Source organism: Rathayibacter sp. VKM Ac-2929, assembly GCF_022815495.1.
GTDB lineage: Bacteria > Actinomycetota > Actinomycetes > Actinomycetales > Microbacteriaceae > Rathayibacter > Rathayibacter festucae.
Genome location: NZ_JALGRV010000005.1, coordinates 358,555 through 374,198, shown reverse-complemented (window position 1 = coordinate 374,198; position 15,644 = coordinate 358,555). Strand labels below are relative to the sequence as shown.

The window sequence follows — 15,644 nt, the reverse complement described above, 5'->3', positions numbered from 1 at the left end:
GACAGCGACGCGCTTTCACCCGCCATCTGGCGGATGGCAGCGCCACCACGGATGCGCCGCGCGGTCGGGTGACCGAGCGCGGATCCCGGTCACCCGTTCATCGGAGGGGTGGGCCCGACGGTGACCGGCGCAGAGTCGGGGAGACGCCTCGGGGATCGTCCCGGGCGCGACGCGCACCGAGTGAAGGAGAAGAGACCATGAACGAGAAGCACCTGACGGACGTCCGGGACCTGCCGATGACCGTGTTCGAGGTGGCGGATCAGGGCGGGGTGGTCGAGTCCCTCACCGCCGGTCACGGCATGAAGGAGCTCGCCGACTCCAACTGCGTCTGCTACATCTGCTGCGGCGGCCCCGCCGCCTGAGCGCCGAGTGCGCGCCGGTCGCCCGCTCGACGCGGCTCGCGAGCACGCGTCCCTCCGCGTGCCGCACCGGGCTCCCGTCCCGCTTCACGCAGGACGGGAGCCTTCTGCTGTCCGCGGCGACGCCGGAGGAGCGGTCCACCGGCCCTCCGGCGAGACCGTCTCGGCGACCGCCGCGGCGTACTCGGCGTGCCGGTCGTGGGTCGGCTGCCCGAAGGACCGCTGCAGGACCGTGCCGAGGAGCCGGGCGCAGTCGCCGTTGCGATCCGCGTCGCCGGCCCCCGCCGGCCGCAGGACGAAGCCGCCGACGACCGCTCCGACGGCCAGTCGCCCGGACTCCGAGCGCGCGTCGCCGAGCACGAGGTGGTGCCGGCTGAGAACGCCGAGGTAGCCCGGGTCGGAGAGCCGGGAGACGAGCGAGAGCCCGAGCCGGTCGGGCGCTCCGGGCCGGGCGCCGCGCGAGCCGAGGACCGTGCTGTCTCCGCGGTTGTAGGCGCCGAGCAGCGGCACCGCCATGGTCCCGTGGAAGAGCATCGCCGCGGTGAGGCCGAACGCGACCAGCTCCGGCCGGCGCAGGAGGGCCGCCCCGAGCTCGGCGTCGATCCGGCCCGCCTCGCGGACGAGGACGGCGTCGAGGAGCTCGTCCTTGCTGCTCCAGTGCAGGTAGAGCGTGCCCTTGCCGACGTGCGCGGCGTCGGCCACGTCCTGCATGCAGACCTTGCGGTAGCCCCAGCGGAGGACGAGATCGCGCATCGCGTCGAGGATGCGCTCCCGCCGCTGCGGGTCTGCGGTCTCGGGTCGGCGCGGATGGGCGACCTCCGAGCCCCGGCGGAGACCCGGGTCGGTCGACGCGCCTTCGCTCCCTGATGCGGACGTCACGGGAACGGGTGCGGATCGGGGTTCAGCTCGTCCGGGCGCAGATCGCGGTCGAGCGTGCCGAGCCGCCGCGGCAACTCGAGGAGCCGGGGAAGCCCGTCGATCCTGCGGTTGCGGTGGCCGAACGCCATCGGCACGGCACCCGGCACGAGCACCTTCACGCAGGCGAATCCGCCCGCGCGGTGCTCCGGCGTGGTCTGGTCGACGACGAGCACCTCGCCGATCCGGTCCACCGCGGCGCGGAGATCGACCGCCAGGTCCGTGGCGTCCGGGCGCACGCGGTCCGCGCCACCGATGTCGTCGGCGCGGATCGTCGGACCGCCGCGGAGGAAGTCGAGGCGGTGGCGGGCGTCCGGGTGCGCATACAGGGCCGAGTGATCGAGCATCGCGCGCACGGCGGAGGGGTCGCGCACCATCTCCGCGGCGTGCGCCTCCTCGCCCGGGTAGCGCCGGAGGAGGTCCGCCAGGATCGGGCCGAGCTCGTTCATCGCGCCGAGCAGGGCGCGCTCGGGGTCCAGGCCCGCCCCGGCGGTGCACAGCGCGGCCGGCCCGGAGCCGCCCTGCCGCGTCGCCAGCAGCCACACCGCCGGGATGCCCCAGTCCGTCGTGACGTCGAAGGCGGCGACGTCGTAGCCGGTCGCCGCGGTGATCGCCGCCGCCTGCTCCGCGACGAGCGGGTCGCGGCAGCTGCTCAGGTCGATGCCGGCGGGCGTGCTACGGGTGTACCAGGTGCAGAGGAACGCGTCGCGCTCGACCGTCTCCAGCAGACCGTGCAGGGCGGCCTCCTCCCAGGAGGAGCCGAGCGCGCAGCCGTTCGAGACCTCGTAGTACGAGACGGGGTCGTCCCCGCGCAGTCGCTGCGAGAAGTAGTAGGCGAGGGCCTCGGGGACCAGGCGCGCGCGGCCCTCGGCGAAGGAGTGCGCCCAGACCCACTGGATCGGCACGTCCTCGTCGAACTGCCGGTATCGGAACGCCGGATCGTCGTAGGACTCGTCCGGATGGCGGCCGAAGACGTCGGGGTGCGCGGCCTCGGCGGCGAGCTCCCGGTAGCTTCCGCGCACCGTCGACCGGCGTCCGCCCGGCGCGACTCCCCCGTAGCGCTCGAGCGCCTCCAGCACCGCGGTGACCTCGGCGGACCGGTAGTCGCGGCCGCGTCCGTAGCCCGGCTCGACGAGACCGTCGAGGCGCATCGGCATCGGCGCGGCCGCCATGACCAGCCCGCCCTCGTCCCCGCGCCGTGTGGCGGCGATCGTGCCGCAGAAGGGGTCGATGTAGAGGGAGCGGAGGACGTCGGCCTCGCCGACGACGTCGCGGATCCGCGCGCCGAACGGAGCGGTCTTGGGCTGCGGCGCGAGGACGTGCTGGGCAGCCGCGGCGGTGTCCTCCGGGAGGTCGCCGCAGAGCTCGCAGAGGGGCTCGGGGAGGAAGGCGTGGTGCTCCACCGCCAGGGTGTCGAGGCGGACCACCGCGACGCGGCGCTGGGCACTCGCAGCCTCGTGCTCCTGCGCCAGGAGTCGCTCGAGCGCGATCGCCGCGACGTCGGCCGCCAGCTCGTCGAGGGCCTCGGGGCGGCGGCCCTCGAGCTGCTCCGCGTACTCCGCCGTCAGCCGCACACGCCACGGCTCCGCGCCGCGGAGGCGTTCCCGCCGGAGCACCAGGCACCGCGGACAGCCCGGGACTCCGGGACGGACGAGGGGCCCGATCACGATGCGGTTCACCTCGACGTGCACGGGCAGCCACGGGACGTCCGCCGCGGGACGGCTCGGGACACGCCAGGTGTCGGACGCCCGGACGGCGACCCCGATCGCCGCGCCGATACCGGCCAGCGCACGCTGGAGCAGTCCGTCCGCGGCGTCCGCAGCGTCGATCTCACCCGTGCTCACGGCAGGATCACCACCTTCCGGACGACGAGCCCGAGTCGCGCGACGACGGGATCGTGGTCCAGGTCGACCACGACCGCCCGCGGATCGGAGGTGGGAGCCGCTTCGACGGCGAGCCTCAGCGCCTCCTCCTCGGTGGCGGCGACCCCGAGGCCGCCAGTCGCCGGAGGGGCGTCCGAGCAGCGGAAGGCGAGGGTGACCGGGACCCGGACGGTCGCGCTGTCGGCCAGGCACCGGCCCGGCACGGTGCACTCCGCGGGTGCGGCGACGATGACGCGGACCGCCGCGCGCAGCTGCTCGAGGGTCGCGGTCGGCGCGGCGACGGCGCGCCCTGCGGCGTCGGACACCCGGCGCGGATCGAGGACCGACTCCGCGCGGATCGCGAGTGCCCGGCGCACGGCGTCCGCCCGTGCCTCCGCGAAGTCCGCGCCCTCGCCGACGACCTCGACGTCGCGCCGGTCGGTAACGGCGTCGCAGGCGACCAGCGCTCGGGAGTGGTGCCGCGGCACCTGCGGCAGGTCCGCCTCCTCGATCAGCCGGACGACACCGAAGTCGGGATCGACGAGGGTCATCGCGCGCTCCTCGAACGGGCCGGTCGCCTCCGGCTGCTCGGCCTGCCACGGGTGCGGGCTGATCCGGGTGAGCACGGTTCCGTTCGCAGTGACCGTCGTGGCCCGCCACGGATCCGTGCGACCGGAGGCAGCGCGGCGGACCAGCTGGGCGACGGCCAGCCGGAGCACGTCCTCCTCGGGCCTGCCCACCTCCACCCCGCGTTCCGCCACGGCGACCAGCACCGGGAGCAGCTCCGCCCCGGGCGCCGGGCCGACGACGAGCGCCGCGCCGTCACGCAGCAGCACCGCCCCGTACGTCCGCTCCGGGTGCTCGCGGACCTCGTCGATCAGCCACCGCCCCCCGACCGGGCCGACCGCGAGCGAGCACTCGGGGAGCGCACGGCCGCTCCGCGCCACCGCGCGCTGCAGGAGGACCGTCTCGCCGAGGAGGCGGACGCGACCGGCGATGGGAGCCTCCCGGAGGAGGCCGAGGGTGAGCATCGCGCTCCGCACGCGCCGGAGCTGGTCGGCCCGGGCCGGATCGAGCGATCGCGCCCGCTCCTCGACGTCGTCGCCGGCCAGGATCCACGCCGCGATGACGCGCATCCAGCCCGCGACCTCGCCGGTGAGCTCGATGTCGCCGCCGGCGGTCATGCCGTAGGTGCGCCCCTCGTGGTCGATCACGCAGGCGCTGGTGTCCACGGTGAGGGTCATCGCGTCACCGCCGGCACCGGTCGCGGAATCGAGCCGACGATGAACTGGCCCACGCTGCACTCGAGGAGGGGGTCGCGACCGGTCGCCTCGGCGAAGGCGACGGGGTCGTCGGTTCCGAGCGGGCAGCCCGCCAGCCCCCTCGCGCTGCACGCCCCGGCGAGCGCCTGGTAGAGCACCCCGGTGTCCTTCAGCACGAGCTCGAACGCCATCCTCTGGTACTTCCACATCACCCGGCCGACACGGGCGGAGACGACGATGAGGACCTGCGGGGCGACCCCGGTCGCCGCGACCCCGCTCGCGACCTGGACCATCCGGCGCACGGCGGGAGCGCCGATGCCGCACACCTCCTCCAGCTCGTGGCGATGCGCGTCGTAGTGGTAGAAGGCCGGCTCGATCCCGGCGCAGCGCGAGACGGCCAGGTACAGCTCGAGCTCCGCGAGCGAGCCGCCGGACGGACGCGGCGAGCTGACCACCTCCGTCCCGTGGTCGACGCGCAGCCCGCGGACCCGGGCCGTCCGGTACAGGAGCTCGCCGAGCTCGGCGACGTCGATCGGCGCGGCGTCGTCGTGGTCGCGCAGGGACATCCGGCGCTCGACGACCTCGGCGTAGGGCGGGTCGCTCGCGCGAAGGGCGGCGAGGTCGACCGCGGGGAGGGCGACCCGGCGCCCGCCGAACGGGACCGGGCTGGCGCCTACCGGAGGGAAGCCCGCCCTCCCACCCCACCAGGTGCCGCCGAAGTCGGCGGCCGGGCCGCGACAGCCCTGCCTGCTGCGGTCGTGGAAGAGCAGCTCGTGGGGTGCCCACTGCCGGTAGCGGAACTCGGTCTCCTCCGGTCCGCCCGGCAGCGCGAGGAACCCGTGCCGCTGGAGCTCGCGGCGCAGGGCGGCGGCGAGACCGCCGGAGTCCGAGAGCGCGTCGGAGAGCAAGGACCGCCGGTGCAGCACGATCTCGGCACTGGCGAGCGGGGACTCTACGAGCAGGTCGGGGCCGTCGCGGCGGACCACGGCGAACCTCGAGAGGTCGAGGTCGGCGGACGGCTCAGGAGCGGGCTCGACCGCGGCCCTCAGCGGATTCACCACGAAGCCCGGACCGTCGTCGTCCCCGAACTCCTGGACGAGCCAGCCGTCCTCGCGCAGTCGCTCCGTGACGGGGTCGTCGGCACCGCCCGGCCCGCCCTCGACGAGCTGCCGGAGTCGCTCGTTGACCGCCGCGTCGTCGCCGAGCGCCAGGGCTCGTGGCCACGCCATCACGGTCGTGCCGTTGGCGTCCCGTGTCGCGTACACCCCCGGTCGCAGGCGCTCGACACGGGGTCCGGGAACGTTCTCGTCGCTCATGACGGCTCCTTCTCCATCGAGAGGCGGGCGGCCCGAAGCTCAGAAGATGCGTCTCGGCGGAGGCGACCCGTCTCAATCATCGACAGAACGTCACTTTAGAGTCGGGTCCGACGACGAGGTCGCTGCGCGCCAGGGACGCGCAGCGACCTCCCTGCTGATCGAGCAGCCCACGCAGCGGGCCATTCATGCTGATCGAGTAGCCCGCGCAGCGGGCGTATCGAGATCCACCAGCATCAAGGGCGAGTCTTCAGTCCCGCCCTCCTGACGTTGGTGGGTCTCGATACGCCCCTGCGGGGCTACTCGACCAGCATGCACATCCCTGCCTACCAGTCGACCGGCATGCGCATCCCTGCGGGCTACTCAGCCGGCATGCACATCCCCGCGGGCTACTCAGCCAGCATGCACATCCCCGCGGGCTACTCAGCCAGCATGCACAGCCCCGCGGGCTACTCAGCCGGCGTGACGGCGGGATCGCGTTCTCGGCCTCGTCACCAGGGGGGCGGCGTCGCCGCTCGACCACGATGGCGGAGGGCTAGGGATTCGAACCCTAGAGACATCTCTGCCCACCAGTTTTCAAGACTGGCTCCATCGGCCGCTCGGACAGCCCTCCCTGCCTCGCCCCGCGGGGAGAGACAGTCGATGGTAACCGACGGCCCGCGCGACGCGGGAGCGGCCGGCGCCGCGTCGGGTCAGCGCAGGTCGGCGAGGGCGACGGCGACGCCGTCCTCGTGCACGCCGGGGAGGATCGCGGAGGCGACTGCGAGGACCTCGGCGGGCGCCTGCCCCATCGCCAGGCCGGCGCCGTGCTCGGCGGCCCAGGTGAGCATCTCGATGTCGTTGCGGCCGTCGCCGAGCGCGACCACGTCGCTCCGCTCGATGCCGAGGCGGTTCCGGACCAGCTCGAGCGCGGTCGACTTGTTGACGCCGTGCGGGGCGATGTCGAGCCAGGCGGTCCAGCCGATGGCGTAGCTGACCTGGTGCAGGCCCATCCGCTCGACGAGCTCGGTGAACTCCTCGATGCCGGTGCCGGGCGAGATGACGACCACGCGGGTGGACTGCACGCCCAGCAGCTCCTCGAAGGGCACGTGCACCGTCTCGGCGCCCATGACCGCTCCGCCGGGGAAGGCCTCGGTGTAGGAGAAGGCGCCGTCGGCGTCCTCGACGGCGTAGTGCGCGTCGGGCAGGTGCCGGCGGATGGTCTCGAGGACCTCGGTGGGGTCGAAGGTCTCGACGACGTCGGGGCGGTAGCCGCCCTCCGCCTCGGGGTCGCGGCGCAGGGTGACGGCGCCGTTGCAGCAGATGACGAACTCCGGAGCGATGCCCAGGCGCGCGACCACGGGCAGCGTGGTCGACGGCGAGCGGCCGGTCGCGAGCATGACCTCGTCGCCCTGGGCGACCACCCGCGTGATCGCCTCGACGACCGCGTCGGTGATGGTGCCGTCCTCGTGCATGACGGTGCCGTCGATGTCGAGGGCGATGAGGCGGCGACCGGCGCTCATGCGGTGCGGACCGGCTCGAGGACCTCGAGGCCGCCCAGGTGCGGGCGCAGCGCCTCGGGGACGAGCACCGAGCCGTCGGCCTGCTGGTGCGTCTCGAGCAGGGCGACGATCCAGCGGGTGGTCGCCAGCGTGCCGTTCAGTGTCGCGACGGGCGCCGTCTTCCCCGACTCGGTGCGGTAGCGGGTGTCGAGGCGGCGGGCCTGGAAGGTGGTGCAGTTCGAGGTCGACGTCAGCTCGCGGTAGGCGTCCTGGGTGGGCACCCAGGCCTCGACGTCGAACTTGCGCGCGGCGCTCTGGCCGAGGTCGCCCGCGGCGACGTCGATCACGCGGTAGTGCAGGCCGAGGCTCTGCAGCACGCCCTCCTGGTGGGCGAGCAGGCGCGCGTGCTCCGCCTCCGCGTCCTCGGGCAGCGTGTAGACGAACATCTCGAGCTTGTTGAACTGGTGCACGCGGATGATGCCGCGGGTGTCGCGCCCGCCCGAGCCGGCCTCGCGGCGGTAGCAGGTGCTCCAGCCGGCGTAGCGCTTCGGGCCGCCCGCGAGATCCAGGATCTCGTCGGCGTGATAGCCGGCGAGCGCCACCTCGCTGGTGCCGGTGAGGTAGAGGTCGTCGTCGCGGAGGCGGTACACCTCGTCGTCGTGCTCACCGAGGAAGCCGGTGCCGTCCATGATCTCGGGGCGCACCAGCGTCGGCGTGATCAGCGGAGTGAAGCCGGCCTCGAGGGCGCGCTCCAGGCCGAGGTTCATCAGCGCGATCTCGAGCCGGGCGACGAGGCCCTTGAGGAAGTAGAAGCGCGCGCCGCTGACCTTCGCGCCGCGCTGCATGTCGATGCCGTCGAGCAGCTCGCCGATCTCGAGGTGGTCGCGGGGCGCGAAGTCGAAGACCGGGCGCTCGCCCACGGTGCGCACGAGCTCGAACTTGTCCTCGCCACCGGCGGGAACGCCGTCGATGATCGGGTTGGCCAGCCGCTTCACGAGCGAGCCGAAGCGCTCGTCGGCCTCGGCGGCCTCCTGCTGCGCCTGCTTCGCGGCGGCGGCGAGGCGCTGCGCCTCGGCGACCAGGGCCGCCTTCTCGTCCTTCGGCGCCTTCGCGACGGTCTTGCCGAAGGCGTTCTGCTCGGCGCGGAGGCGCTCGGCCTCGGTGATCGCGGCCCGGCGTGCTCGGTCGGCCTCGAGGGCGTCGTCGACGAGCTCGACGGAGTCGCCGCGCGCCTCCTGCGAGCGCTTCAGGACGTCCGGGTTCTCGCGGAGAAGTACGGGATCAATCACCAGAGCAGTTTAGAGGGGCCGGGAGGCGCGCCTGAGGATCGGCCGGGCGGACCGAACCGGCGGGGCCGGGGCTGCGAACCACTTCTGCGCCACCTCCTCAGACGGACGGCGCCGGCCCCCTCCGTTCCCCCGCGAGCGGGCCGCAGCGCTCCGACCACAGCTCCCCGACCTCACCCCGAGAGGCCCCGCCATGACTCCCCGACCCCCGACCGTGCGCGTCGAGCGCTCCGGCCCCGTCGCCCGCCTGATCCTCGACCGGCCGGACGCTCTCAACGCGCTCGACCTCGACACGGCCCTGCAGCTGGTGCGCGCCCTGATCACGCTGAACGCCGACGCGGGCTGCACCGTCCTCGTCGTCGAGTCCGCGGGTCGCGCGTTCTGCACCGGCGGCGACGTCTCGGCGATCCTGGGCGCCGACCGCCCCGACCGGTACCTCCGCGATCTGGCGACGACCGCGGGCGAGGCCTTCCGCCTGCTCGGCGAGAGCAGCGCCGTCGTCGTCTGCGCGATCGACGGCATCACCGCGGGAGCCGGGATCGCCTTCGCGCTCGCCGCCGACATCGTCGTCGCGACGCCCGCCGCCACCTTCGTCAGCGCCTACGGCGACGTCGGGCTCGTGCCGGACTGCGGCGTCACGGCGACCCTGCCCGCGACGATCGGGCGCCGCCGCGCCCTGGACTTCGTGCTCTCCGGCCGCTCCGTCCGGGCCGCCGAGGCGCTCGAGTGGCAGCTCGTCACCGAGGTCGTCCCCCGCGCCGAGCTCGCGGCCCGCGTCGACGAGCGCGTCCGGGCGCTCGCCGCCCGCCCGCCGCTGGTGGCAGCCGCCGCCAAGCGACTGCTGACCACCGAGCCGCTCGACCTCCGCGAGCGGATCGAGGAGGAGACCGACACCCTCGTCGAGCTGCTCGCCACTGAGCGCACCCGCGCGCTGCTCGAGGCCGAGCACGAGCGGCAGCAGCGCCGCCGGGCCCGCAGCAGCATCGCGGCCTGACCGGGGACCCCCGTCAGGACCGGGCGACGAGCCCGCCGAGATCGCGGATCGACGCCGCCCCCGACTGCTGCAGCATGACCCGGAACTCGCGGTCGAGGAGTCCGAGCAGCCCGGCGACCTCGTCGGCGCCGCCCACGGCGAGCGCCCACATCAGCGGCCGCCCGATGAAGACCGCGCGGGCCCCGAGCGCGAGCGCCGCGAGCACGTGCCGGCCCGTGCGCACCCCGCTGTCGATGTAGACCTCGGCGTCGGCGCCGACCGCGTCGACCACCTCGGCGAGCGCCCCGACAGCGGTGATCGAGCCGTCCATCCGCCGGCCGCCGTGCGTCGAGACGACGACCCCGGAGGCGCCCGCGTCGACCGCGCGACGGGCGTCCTGGCCGCGCAGCACGCCCTTCACCAGGACCGGCAGACCGCTGACCGAGCGGAGCCGGCCGATGTCGTCGAGTCCCGGGTTCGGCACGGGACGGCCGAGGACCAGTGCGCGCTCCTGCTCGGTCAGATTGCCGAGCCTCGCCTTGCCGGGGATCTCCGGCCAGGTCAGCGGCTCGATGCCGGGGCGCTCGCCGCGCAGCACCGGCATCTCGACCGTGAGCATCAGCGCGCGGGCGCCGTGCTCAGCGGCCCGCTCGATCAACGCGTGGGTCACGTCGCGGTCCGCGAGCAGGTAGACCTGGAACCACCACGGCGCACCCGCCGCGGCGATCCGCTCGAAGGGCAGCGCCGTGTTCGTCGAGACGCCGAGCAGGGTGCCGGCGCGCGCGGCCGCCTCCGCCATCGCGATCTCGCCGCGCGGATCCGCCGCGTTCTGCTGCGCCATCGGCGCGATCAGCACGGGGCCCCGCACCTCGGTGCCGAGGACCGAGGTCGTGGTGTCGCCGTCGAGCTCGCCGCGCAGCGCCGCCGGCCGGAAGCGGATCGCGTCCCAGGCCGCGAGGTCGGCGTCGCGCTCCGAGCGGCCGCCCGCGACGGCGCCGTAGTAGTCGGCGACGAACCAGGGCAGCACCTCGCGGGCGCGCTCCTCCAGCTCGGCGACGAGTCGGCGGGTCGGTGCGCTGTCGGCTGTCATGGGCGGCCTCCCCTTCGAGGGCGCCGGTGCGGCGCGGGGGCGGGGCCGGGAGGCTCCGCCGCGGCTCGACTGTACCCGCGGGCGCCGCCCTGCGATCGGAGGGGCGCCGCGCTGCCTTCTCGGCTACGGTGGTCCCTGCGAAGGGGAGTAGTTCCCACCGTCCGCCGAGCGGACGACGAGGCGCGTCGACATGCTGGTCCGGAGAGTCCCGGACCCGGCGCGCCACCCGGATCCTCGCGGAATCGGGCGAACGAGACCTTCGGCCAGTCGACACGTGTCCTGGCCGGTCCTCTCGCGCGGGTCGGCCGGGGTGCCGAAGCCCAGGAGATCCCATGGCGACCATCGCCCGAGACACCCCTTCCTCCCCCACGCCGGTGCAGATCCGCCGCTGGCGGCGCTACCTCGCCGACGAGCTGGCCGAGGCCGCGAGCTACCGCGATCTCGCCGAGCGCCGCTCCGGCGAGGAGCGCGAAATCCTGCTCGCCCTGGCCGCCGCCGAGGGCCGGCACGAGGAGCACTGGCGCGAGCTGCTCGGGCCGGCGGCCGAGCCGCAGCCCCGACCCGATCTGCGCACGCGGCTGCTCGGCTTCCTGACCCGGCAGTTCGGCTCGGTCTTCGTCCTCGCGCTGATCCAGCGCGCCGAGGCCCGCTCGCCCTACGCCGACGACGACGACGCGACGGAGGCGATGGCCGCCGACGAGCGGATCCACAGCGAGGTCGTCCGCGGGCTCGCCGAGCGCGGTCGCAACCGGCTCTCGGGCACCTTCCGCGCCGCGGTGTTCGGCGCCAACGACGGCCTGGTCTCGAACCTGGCCCTCGTCCTCGGCGTCGGTGCGAGCGGAGTCGGCACCGGGGTCGTCCTGTTCACCGGCATCGCCGGGCTGCTCGCGGGCGCGCTCTCGATGGGCGCCGGCGAGTTCGTCTCGGTGCGCTCGCAGCGCGAGCTGCTCTCCGCCTCCTCCCCCGACCTCGACACCAACCACGTCGTCCCCGACCTCGACGTCGACGCCAACGAGCTGTCGCTCGTCTACCGCGCCCGCGGGCTCTCGCAGGAGGACGCGGACGCCCGCGCGGCCCGGGTCTTCGCGGGACTGCGCGGCGGCGCGGCGCCGACCTCGCCGATCACCATCGGCGGTGTGAAGGCCGACCCGTCGGTCGACGAGTACGAGTCGATCGGCACGGGCATGGGCGCGGCTCTGTCGAGCTTCTGCTTCTTCGCCTCCGGCGCGATCATCCCGGTGCTGCCCTACCTGCTCGGGATGTCCGGGCTGGCCGCGGTGGTCCTCGCGTCCGTCCTCGTCGGCCTGGCGCTGCTCGCGACCGGCGCGATCGTCGGCCTGCTCTCCGGCGCGCCGCCCCTCGCGCGCGCCCTGCGCCAGCTCGGCATCGGCTACGGCGCGGCGCTCGTCACCTACCTGCTCGGGCTGCTGTTCGGCGCGTCGGGGGTGTAGAGGACACGCTGCTCGGTGAGCCAGCGCAACGGCCTCCCCCATGCTGATCGAGTAGCGCGCGCCGCGCGCGTATCGAGATCCACTTCCACCGGAAGTGCTGGCGACAGTGGGTCTCGATACGCCCCTGCGGGGCTACTCGACCAGCACGGCTGCGGCCGTCTCTTCCAAGGAGATCCCCTCTCCGCCGGAGGTGCGGCGTCAGAGGGTCGTCGCCTCGGACTCGGTCTCGACGTCGTCGGAGGGCGCCTGCTCGACCGGCCGGGACCGCCAGCGCAGGGCCGCGACGCCCATCGCGAGCAGCAGCGCGAACGGCAGGCTGCCCAGCAGCGGGATCGAGGCGTAGTAGGTGATCTGGCGCTGGATCCACTCCGGTGACGGGGTGTCGGAGTCGCCGTAGTACGACGCGGGCGGCGAGGAGTAGCCGCTGTAGAGCAGCGCGACGCCGAGCACGCTGCCGGCCAGCCCCGCGAGCAGCAGGGCGAGCAGCCAGGGATTCCGCCAGAGCGGCGCCGACGGCTCCACGGCGACCTCGACGCGGCGGACGGACGTCTCCTCGGGCGCGGGATCGGCGAACGGCTCCCGGGACAGTGCCACATCCGAGGGCAGCCGGGCGGGTGCGCTGATCGGAGTGCCGCTCTCGGCCGCCCGCCGCGAGCGCCGGCTGTCGGCCGTGGTCGCGATGTCGGCGAGCGCGGGCGGCCGCCGACGCGCGATCCCCTCCGGTGCCGTCACCGGCCGGGCGAAGGCGCGCTCGTCGCCGCGCACCCGGTCCACTCCCCCGGTGAAGCCCCGCTGGAAGGCGGCGTCGTACCGCGGATCGACGCGCTCGCGCTCGGCTCCGCCTCGTTCAGTCATCGTCGACCTCCGGTTCGCTGCCGAGGATCCCGCGCAGCCAGTCACGCGCCTCGATGAACACCTCGTCGTCGTAGCGTCGCACGTACGAGACCGGACGGCGATCCGCGCGGGGATACGAGCCCAGGAAGATCACCCGCGGACTGAAGCGGCGGAGGCCCAGCAGGGCGTCGGCGACCCGCTCGTCGTGCGCGTGGCCGTCGAGGTCGATGACGAAGCGGTAGCGGCCGAGGGCGTCGCCGATGGGCCGCGACTGGATCATGCTCAGGTTCACTCCGCGGGTCGCGAACTGCTCGAGCATGTCGAGCAGCGCGCCGGGGGCGTCGGAGGGCAGCTCGACGATCAGGCTGGTCTTGTCGGCGCCCGTCGGCTCGGGCAGCACCCGCGAGCGCGAGACGTGCACGAAGCGGGTGACCGCGTTCGGGTTGTCGCCGATCCGCTCCGCGAGCACCTCGACGTCGTGGTGGCGGACGATGCCCGGCGGTGCGATCGCGGCCTGGGCGGGCGAGCCCGCGAGCAGGTCGATCGTGGCCTGCACGTTGCTCGACGCGGGCAGGTGCTCGTGGCTCGGGATCGTCCGGTCGAGCCACTCGCGGCACTGCCCGTAGGCGACCGGGTGCGCGGCGACGATCCGCACGTCCTCGAGCCGCGCGCCCGGGCGGCCGACCAGGATGAAGGACACCGGCACGAGGTACTCGCCGACGATCCGCACGCCCGGGATCCGGGCCAGCGCGTCCTGCGCGGCCGTCACCCCGCCCTCGACCGAGTTCTCGATCGCGATCACCGCGCCGTCGCTGCGCCCCGACACCAGGTCGTCGAGCGCCTCGCCGACGTTCCCGACGCTCCGCCAGACGTGCCCGCGCGCCTCGGGGACCTGCGCGAGCGCCGCCTCCGTGAACGTGCCGGAGGGCCCGAGATAGCTGTAGGTGCGGGGGGCGGGGGCGGTGTCGGGGACACCGTCGGAGGCGCGGTCGGGCATGGCGGACAGCCTAGCCAGCGCCTGTCCAGCCGGTACCGCGGCCCCGGCGCGACTGCCACTATGGACCCCATGACCGATCGCGCAGGGAAGCCGGCAGAGGCCTCCGATCTCATCGACGTCGAGGCCCTCGTGAGGGCGTACTACGAGAAGAAGCCGGACGTGTCCGACCCCTTGCAGAAGGTGGTCTTCGGCACCTCCGGGCATCGCGGCTCGTCGTTCGACACCGCCTTCAACGAGGACCACATCGCGGCGGTGACCCAGGCCATCGTCGAGTACCGGACGAACGAGGGCATCACCGGGCCGCTCTTCATCGGCGCCGACACCCACGGCCTCTCGCGCCCGGCGCTGACGACCGCGCTCGAGGTGCTGGTCGCCAACGAGGTGCGCGTGCTCGTCGACGAGTTCGACGACTACGTGCCGACCCCGGCGCTCAGCCACGCGATCCTCCGCTACAACAACGACCCGTCGCACACCGACCGGGCCGACGGCATCGTGGTCACCCCCTCGCACAACCCGCCCCGCGACGGCGGCTTCAAGTACAACCCGCCGCACGGCGGCCCCGCCGACTCCGACGCCACCTCCTGGATCGCGAACCGCGCCAACGAGCTGATCGCCGACGGCAACCGCGACGTGAAGTCGGCCGAGCCGAGCGCCGTCGAGACCTACGACTACCGCACGCACTACGTCGCGGACCTGAAGAACATCATCGACATCGACGCGATCAAGAAGGCCGGGGTGAAGATCGGAGCCGACCCGCTGGGCGGCGCCTCGGTGCACTACTGGCAGCTGATCGCCGAGATGTACGAACTCGACCTGACGGTCGTCAACGGCGAGGTCGACCCGGCCTGGGGCTTCATGACCCTGGACTGGGACGAGAAGATCCGGATGGACCCGTCCTCCCCCAGCGCGATGGCCTCGGTCGTCGCCCGGGCCGGCGACTACGACATCCTCACCGGCAACGACGCCGACGCCGACCGCCACGGCATCGTCACGCCCGACGGCGGCCTGATGAACCCGAACCACTACCTCGCGGTCGCGATCGACTACCTGTACCGCCACCGCTCCGGCTGGCGCGAGGACGCGGCGATCGGCAAGACGCTGGTCTCCTCCTCGATCATCGACCGGGTCGCGGAGTCGCTCGGCCGCCGCCTCTGGGAGGTGCCGGTCGGCTTCAAGTGGTTCGTGCCCGGGCTGGTCGACGGCTCGGTCGGCTTCGGCGGCGAGGAGTCGGCGGGAGCGTCGTTCCTCCGCTTCGACGGGACCGTCTGGACCACCGACAAGGACGGCATCCTGCTGGCGCTGCTCGCCTCCGAGATCGTCGCCGTCACGGGCAAGAGCCCCTCGGCGCTGTACCGCGAGCTGACCGAGCGCTTCGGCGACCCGGTCTACGAGCGCGTCGACGCGGTGGCCACGAAGGCTCAGAAGGCGGCGCTGGGCAAGCTGGACGGCGACGCCATCTCGGCGACCACCCTGGCCGGCGAGGAGATCGTCGCGAAGCTCTCGAAGGCCCCCGGCAACGACGCGGCGGTCGGCGGCGTCAAGGTCGTCACCGAGAACGCGTGGTTCGCCGCGCGCCCCTCCGGCACCGAGGACGTCTACAAGATCTACGCCGAGTCCTTCCGCGGCCTCGACCACCTGCACGAGGTGCAGGCCGAGGCCCGCACCATCGTCGACGCCGCCCTGGGCTCCTAGCCCGCGCCGCCCCCGCCGAGTCGCCCGAGAAGGCTCGTTCTCCACCTCGGGAACGAGCCTTCTCGGGCGAGTCAGTGGGGCCTGTGGACAACTCCGCGCACGGGAGGGCCAGAGGCGCCAGCATGGCGC

General features: G+C 73.9%; 13 protein-coding genes and 1 tRNA gene. 4 read left to right on the top strand and 10 right to left on the bottom strand.

Annotation, left to right across the window (positions count from 1 at the left end):
- Positions 1 to 197 precede the first annotated feature (197 nt).
- Positions 198 to 362, top strand: a complete 165-nt coding sequence (locus MT355_RS17575) for a thiomuracin/GE37468 family thiazolyl RiPP peptide (protein ID WP_123445007.1) — start codon at positions 198 to 200, stop codon at positions 360 to 362.
- Positions 363 to 446: 84 nt separating this feature from the next.
- Here MT355_RS17575 and MT355_RS17570 read toward each other — a convergent pair whose 3' ends face one another.
- The 7 genes from MT355_RS17570 to serS all read right to left on the bottom strand — a co-directional run bounded on the left by MT355_RS17570 (position 447) and on the right by serS (position 8,481).
- Positions 447 to 1,112 carry a TetR/AcrR family transcriptional regulator gene (locus tag MT355_RS17570; protein ID WP_243600532.1) on the bottom strand — a complete coding sequence of 222 codons (666 nt, stop codon included), beginning with the start codon at positions 1,110 to 1,112 and terminating at the stop codon, positions 447 to 449.
- A gap of 122 nt (positions 1,113 to 1,234) precedes the next feature.
- Complete coding sequence (locus MT355_RS17565; RefSeq protein WP_243600531.1) at positions 1,235 to 3,118, bottom strand: TOMM precursor leader peptide-binding protein; 1,884 nt, start codon at positions 3,116 to 3,118, stop codon at positions 1,235 to 1,237.
- Positions 3,115 to 4,380 (bottom strand): hypothetical protein, encoded by a 1,266-nt coding sequence (locus MT355_RS17560; protein WP_243600530.1) that lies wholly within the window; start codon positions 4,378 to 4,380, stop codon positions 3,115 to 3,117. The genes MT355_RS17565 and MT355_RS17560 overlap by 4 nt, the downstream gene beginning before the upstream one ends.
- Positions 4,377 to 5,714, bottom strand: coding sequence for a SagB family peptide dehydrogenase (locus MT355_RS17555; protein ID WP_243600529.1), 1,338 nt, complete (start codon positions 5,712 to 5,714; stop codon positions 4,377 to 4,379). Before MT355_RS17555 ends, MT355_RS17560 begins: the two co-directional genes overlap by 4 nt.
- Positions 5,715 to 6,236: 522 nt before the next feature.
- A tRNA-Ser gene (locus MT355_RS17550) sits at positions 6,237 to 6,324 on the bottom strand.
- Positions 6,325 to 6,403: 79 nt separating this feature from the next.
- Positions 6,404 to 7,213 (bottom strand): HAD family hydrolase, encoded by an 810-nt coding sequence (locus MT355_RS17545; RefSeq protein WP_243600528.1) that lies wholly within the window; start codon positions 7,211 to 7,213, stop codon positions 6,404 to 6,406.
- Positions 7,210 to 8,481 (bottom strand): serine--tRNA ligase, encoded by a 1,272-nt coding sequence (serS, locus tag MT355_RS17540; protein WP_123702032.1) that lies wholly within the window; start codon positions 8,479 to 8,481, stop codon positions 7,210 to 7,212. The genes MT355_RS17545 and serS overlap by 4 nt, the downstream gene beginning before the upstream one ends.
- Before the next feature lie 190 nt (positions 8,482 to 8,671).
- Here serS and MT355_RS17535 point away from each other — a divergent pair, with 190 nt between their 5' ends.
- Positions 8,672 to 9,472, top strand: a complete 801-nt coding sequence (locus MT355_RS17535) for an enoyl-CoA hydratase/isomerase family protein (protein ID WP_243600527.1) — start codon at positions 8,672 to 8,674, stop codon at positions 9,470 to 9,472.
- A 13-nt stretch (positions 9,473 to 9,485) separates the two neighbouring features.
- Here MT355_RS17535 and MT355_RS17530 read toward each other — a convergent pair whose 3' ends face one another.
- Positions 9,486 to 10,541 (bottom strand): alpha-hydroxy-acid oxidizing protein, encoded by a 1,056-nt coding sequence (locus MT355_RS17530; protein ID WP_243600526.1) that lies wholly within the window; start codon positions 10,539 to 10,541, stop codon positions 9,486 to 9,488.
- A gap of 332 nt (positions 10,542 to 10,873) precedes the next feature.
- On the opposite strand from MT355_RS17530, the gene MT355_RS17525 reads away from it, so the two are divergent.
- Positions 10,874 to 11,992 carry a VIT1/CCC1 transporter family protein gene (locus tag MT355_RS17525; RefSeq protein ID WP_243600525.1) on the top strand — a complete coding sequence of 373 codons (1,119 nt, stop codon included), beginning with the start codon at positions 10,874 to 10,876 and terminating at the stop codon, positions 11,990 to 11,992.
- Between the two features lie 198 nt (positions 11,993 to 12,190).
- Here the strand turns inward: MT355_RS17525 and MT355_RS17520 are convergent, their stop codons facing one another.
- Together MT355_RS17520 and pheA are read right to left on the bottom strand one after the other, a co-directional pair.
- On the bottom strand, positions 12,191 to 12,847 hold the full coding sequence (locus MT355_RS17520) for a hypothetical protein (RefSeq protein ID WP_243600524.1): 657 nt from the start codon (positions 12,845 to 12,847) through the stop codon (positions 12,191 to 12,193).
- Positions 12,840 to 13,823, bottom strand: a complete 984-nt coding sequence (gene pheA, locus MT355_RS17515; protein WP_123734993.1) for a prephenate dehydratase — start codon at positions 13,821 to 13,823, stop codon at positions 12,840 to 12,842. The genes MT355_RS17520 and pheA overlap by 8 nt, the downstream gene beginning before the upstream one ends.
- A gap of 69 nt (positions 13,824 to 13,892) precedes the next feature.
- Here pheA and pgm point away from each other — a divergent pair, with 69 nt between their 5' ends.
- Positions 13,893 to 15,515: a phosphoglucomutase (alpha-D-glucose-1,6-bisphosphate-dependent) gene (gene pgm / locus MT355_RS17510; RefSeq protein WP_123734992.1), complete on the top strand. Its 1,623-nt coding sequence runs from the start codon at positions 13,893 to 13,895 to the stop codon at positions 15,513 to 15,515.
- The last annotated feature ends 129 nt before the right edge of the window (positions 15,516 to 15,644 follow it).

Bases quoted from the DNA above. Each gene is read 5' to 3' on its own strand.
- MT355_RS17535 (WP_243600527.1), top strand. From the start codon at position 8,672: ATGACTCCCCGACCCCCGACCGTGCGCGTCGAGCGCTCCGGCCCCGTC.
- MT355_RS17520 (WP_243600524.1), bottom strand. From the start codon at position 12,847: ATGACTGAACGAGGCGGAGCCGAGCGCGAGCGCGTCGATCCGCGGTAC.
- MT355_RS17545 (WP_243600528.1), bottom strand. From the start codon at position 7,213: ATGAGCGCCGGTCGCCGCCTCATCGCCCTCGACATCGACGGCACCGTC.
- MT355_RS17525 (WP_243600525.1), top strand. From the start codon at position 10,874: ATGGCGACCATCGCCCGAGACACCCCTTCCTCCCCCACGCCGGTGCAG.
- MT355_RS17570 (WP_243600532.1), bottom strand. From the start codon at position 1,112: ATGCGCGATCTCGTCCTCCGCTGGGGCTACCGCAAGGTCTGCATGCAG.
- pgm (WP_123734992.1), top strand. From the start codon at position 13,893: ATGACCGATCGCGCAGGGAAGCCGGCAGAGGCCTCCGATCTCATCGAC.
- pheA (WP_123734993.1), bottom strand. From the start codon at position 13,823: ATGCCCGACCGCGCCTCCGACGGTGTCCCCGACACCGCCCCCGCCCCC.
- MT355_RS17555 (WP_243600529.1), bottom strand. From the start codon at position 5,714: ATGAGCGACGAGAACGTTCCCGGACCCCGTGTCGAGCGCCTGCGACCG.
- MT355_RS17560 (WP_243600530.1), bottom strand. From the start codon at position 4,380: ATGACCCTCACCGTGGACACCAGCGCCTGCGTGATCGACCACGAGGGG.
- MT355_RS17530 (WP_243600526.1), bottom strand. From the start codon at position 10,541: ATGACAGCCGACAGCGCACCGACCCGCCGACTCGTCGCCGAGCTGGAG.
- MT355_RS17575 (WP_123445007.1), top strand. From the start codon at position 198: ATGAACGAGAAGCACCTGACGGACGTCCGGGACCTGCCGATGACCGTG.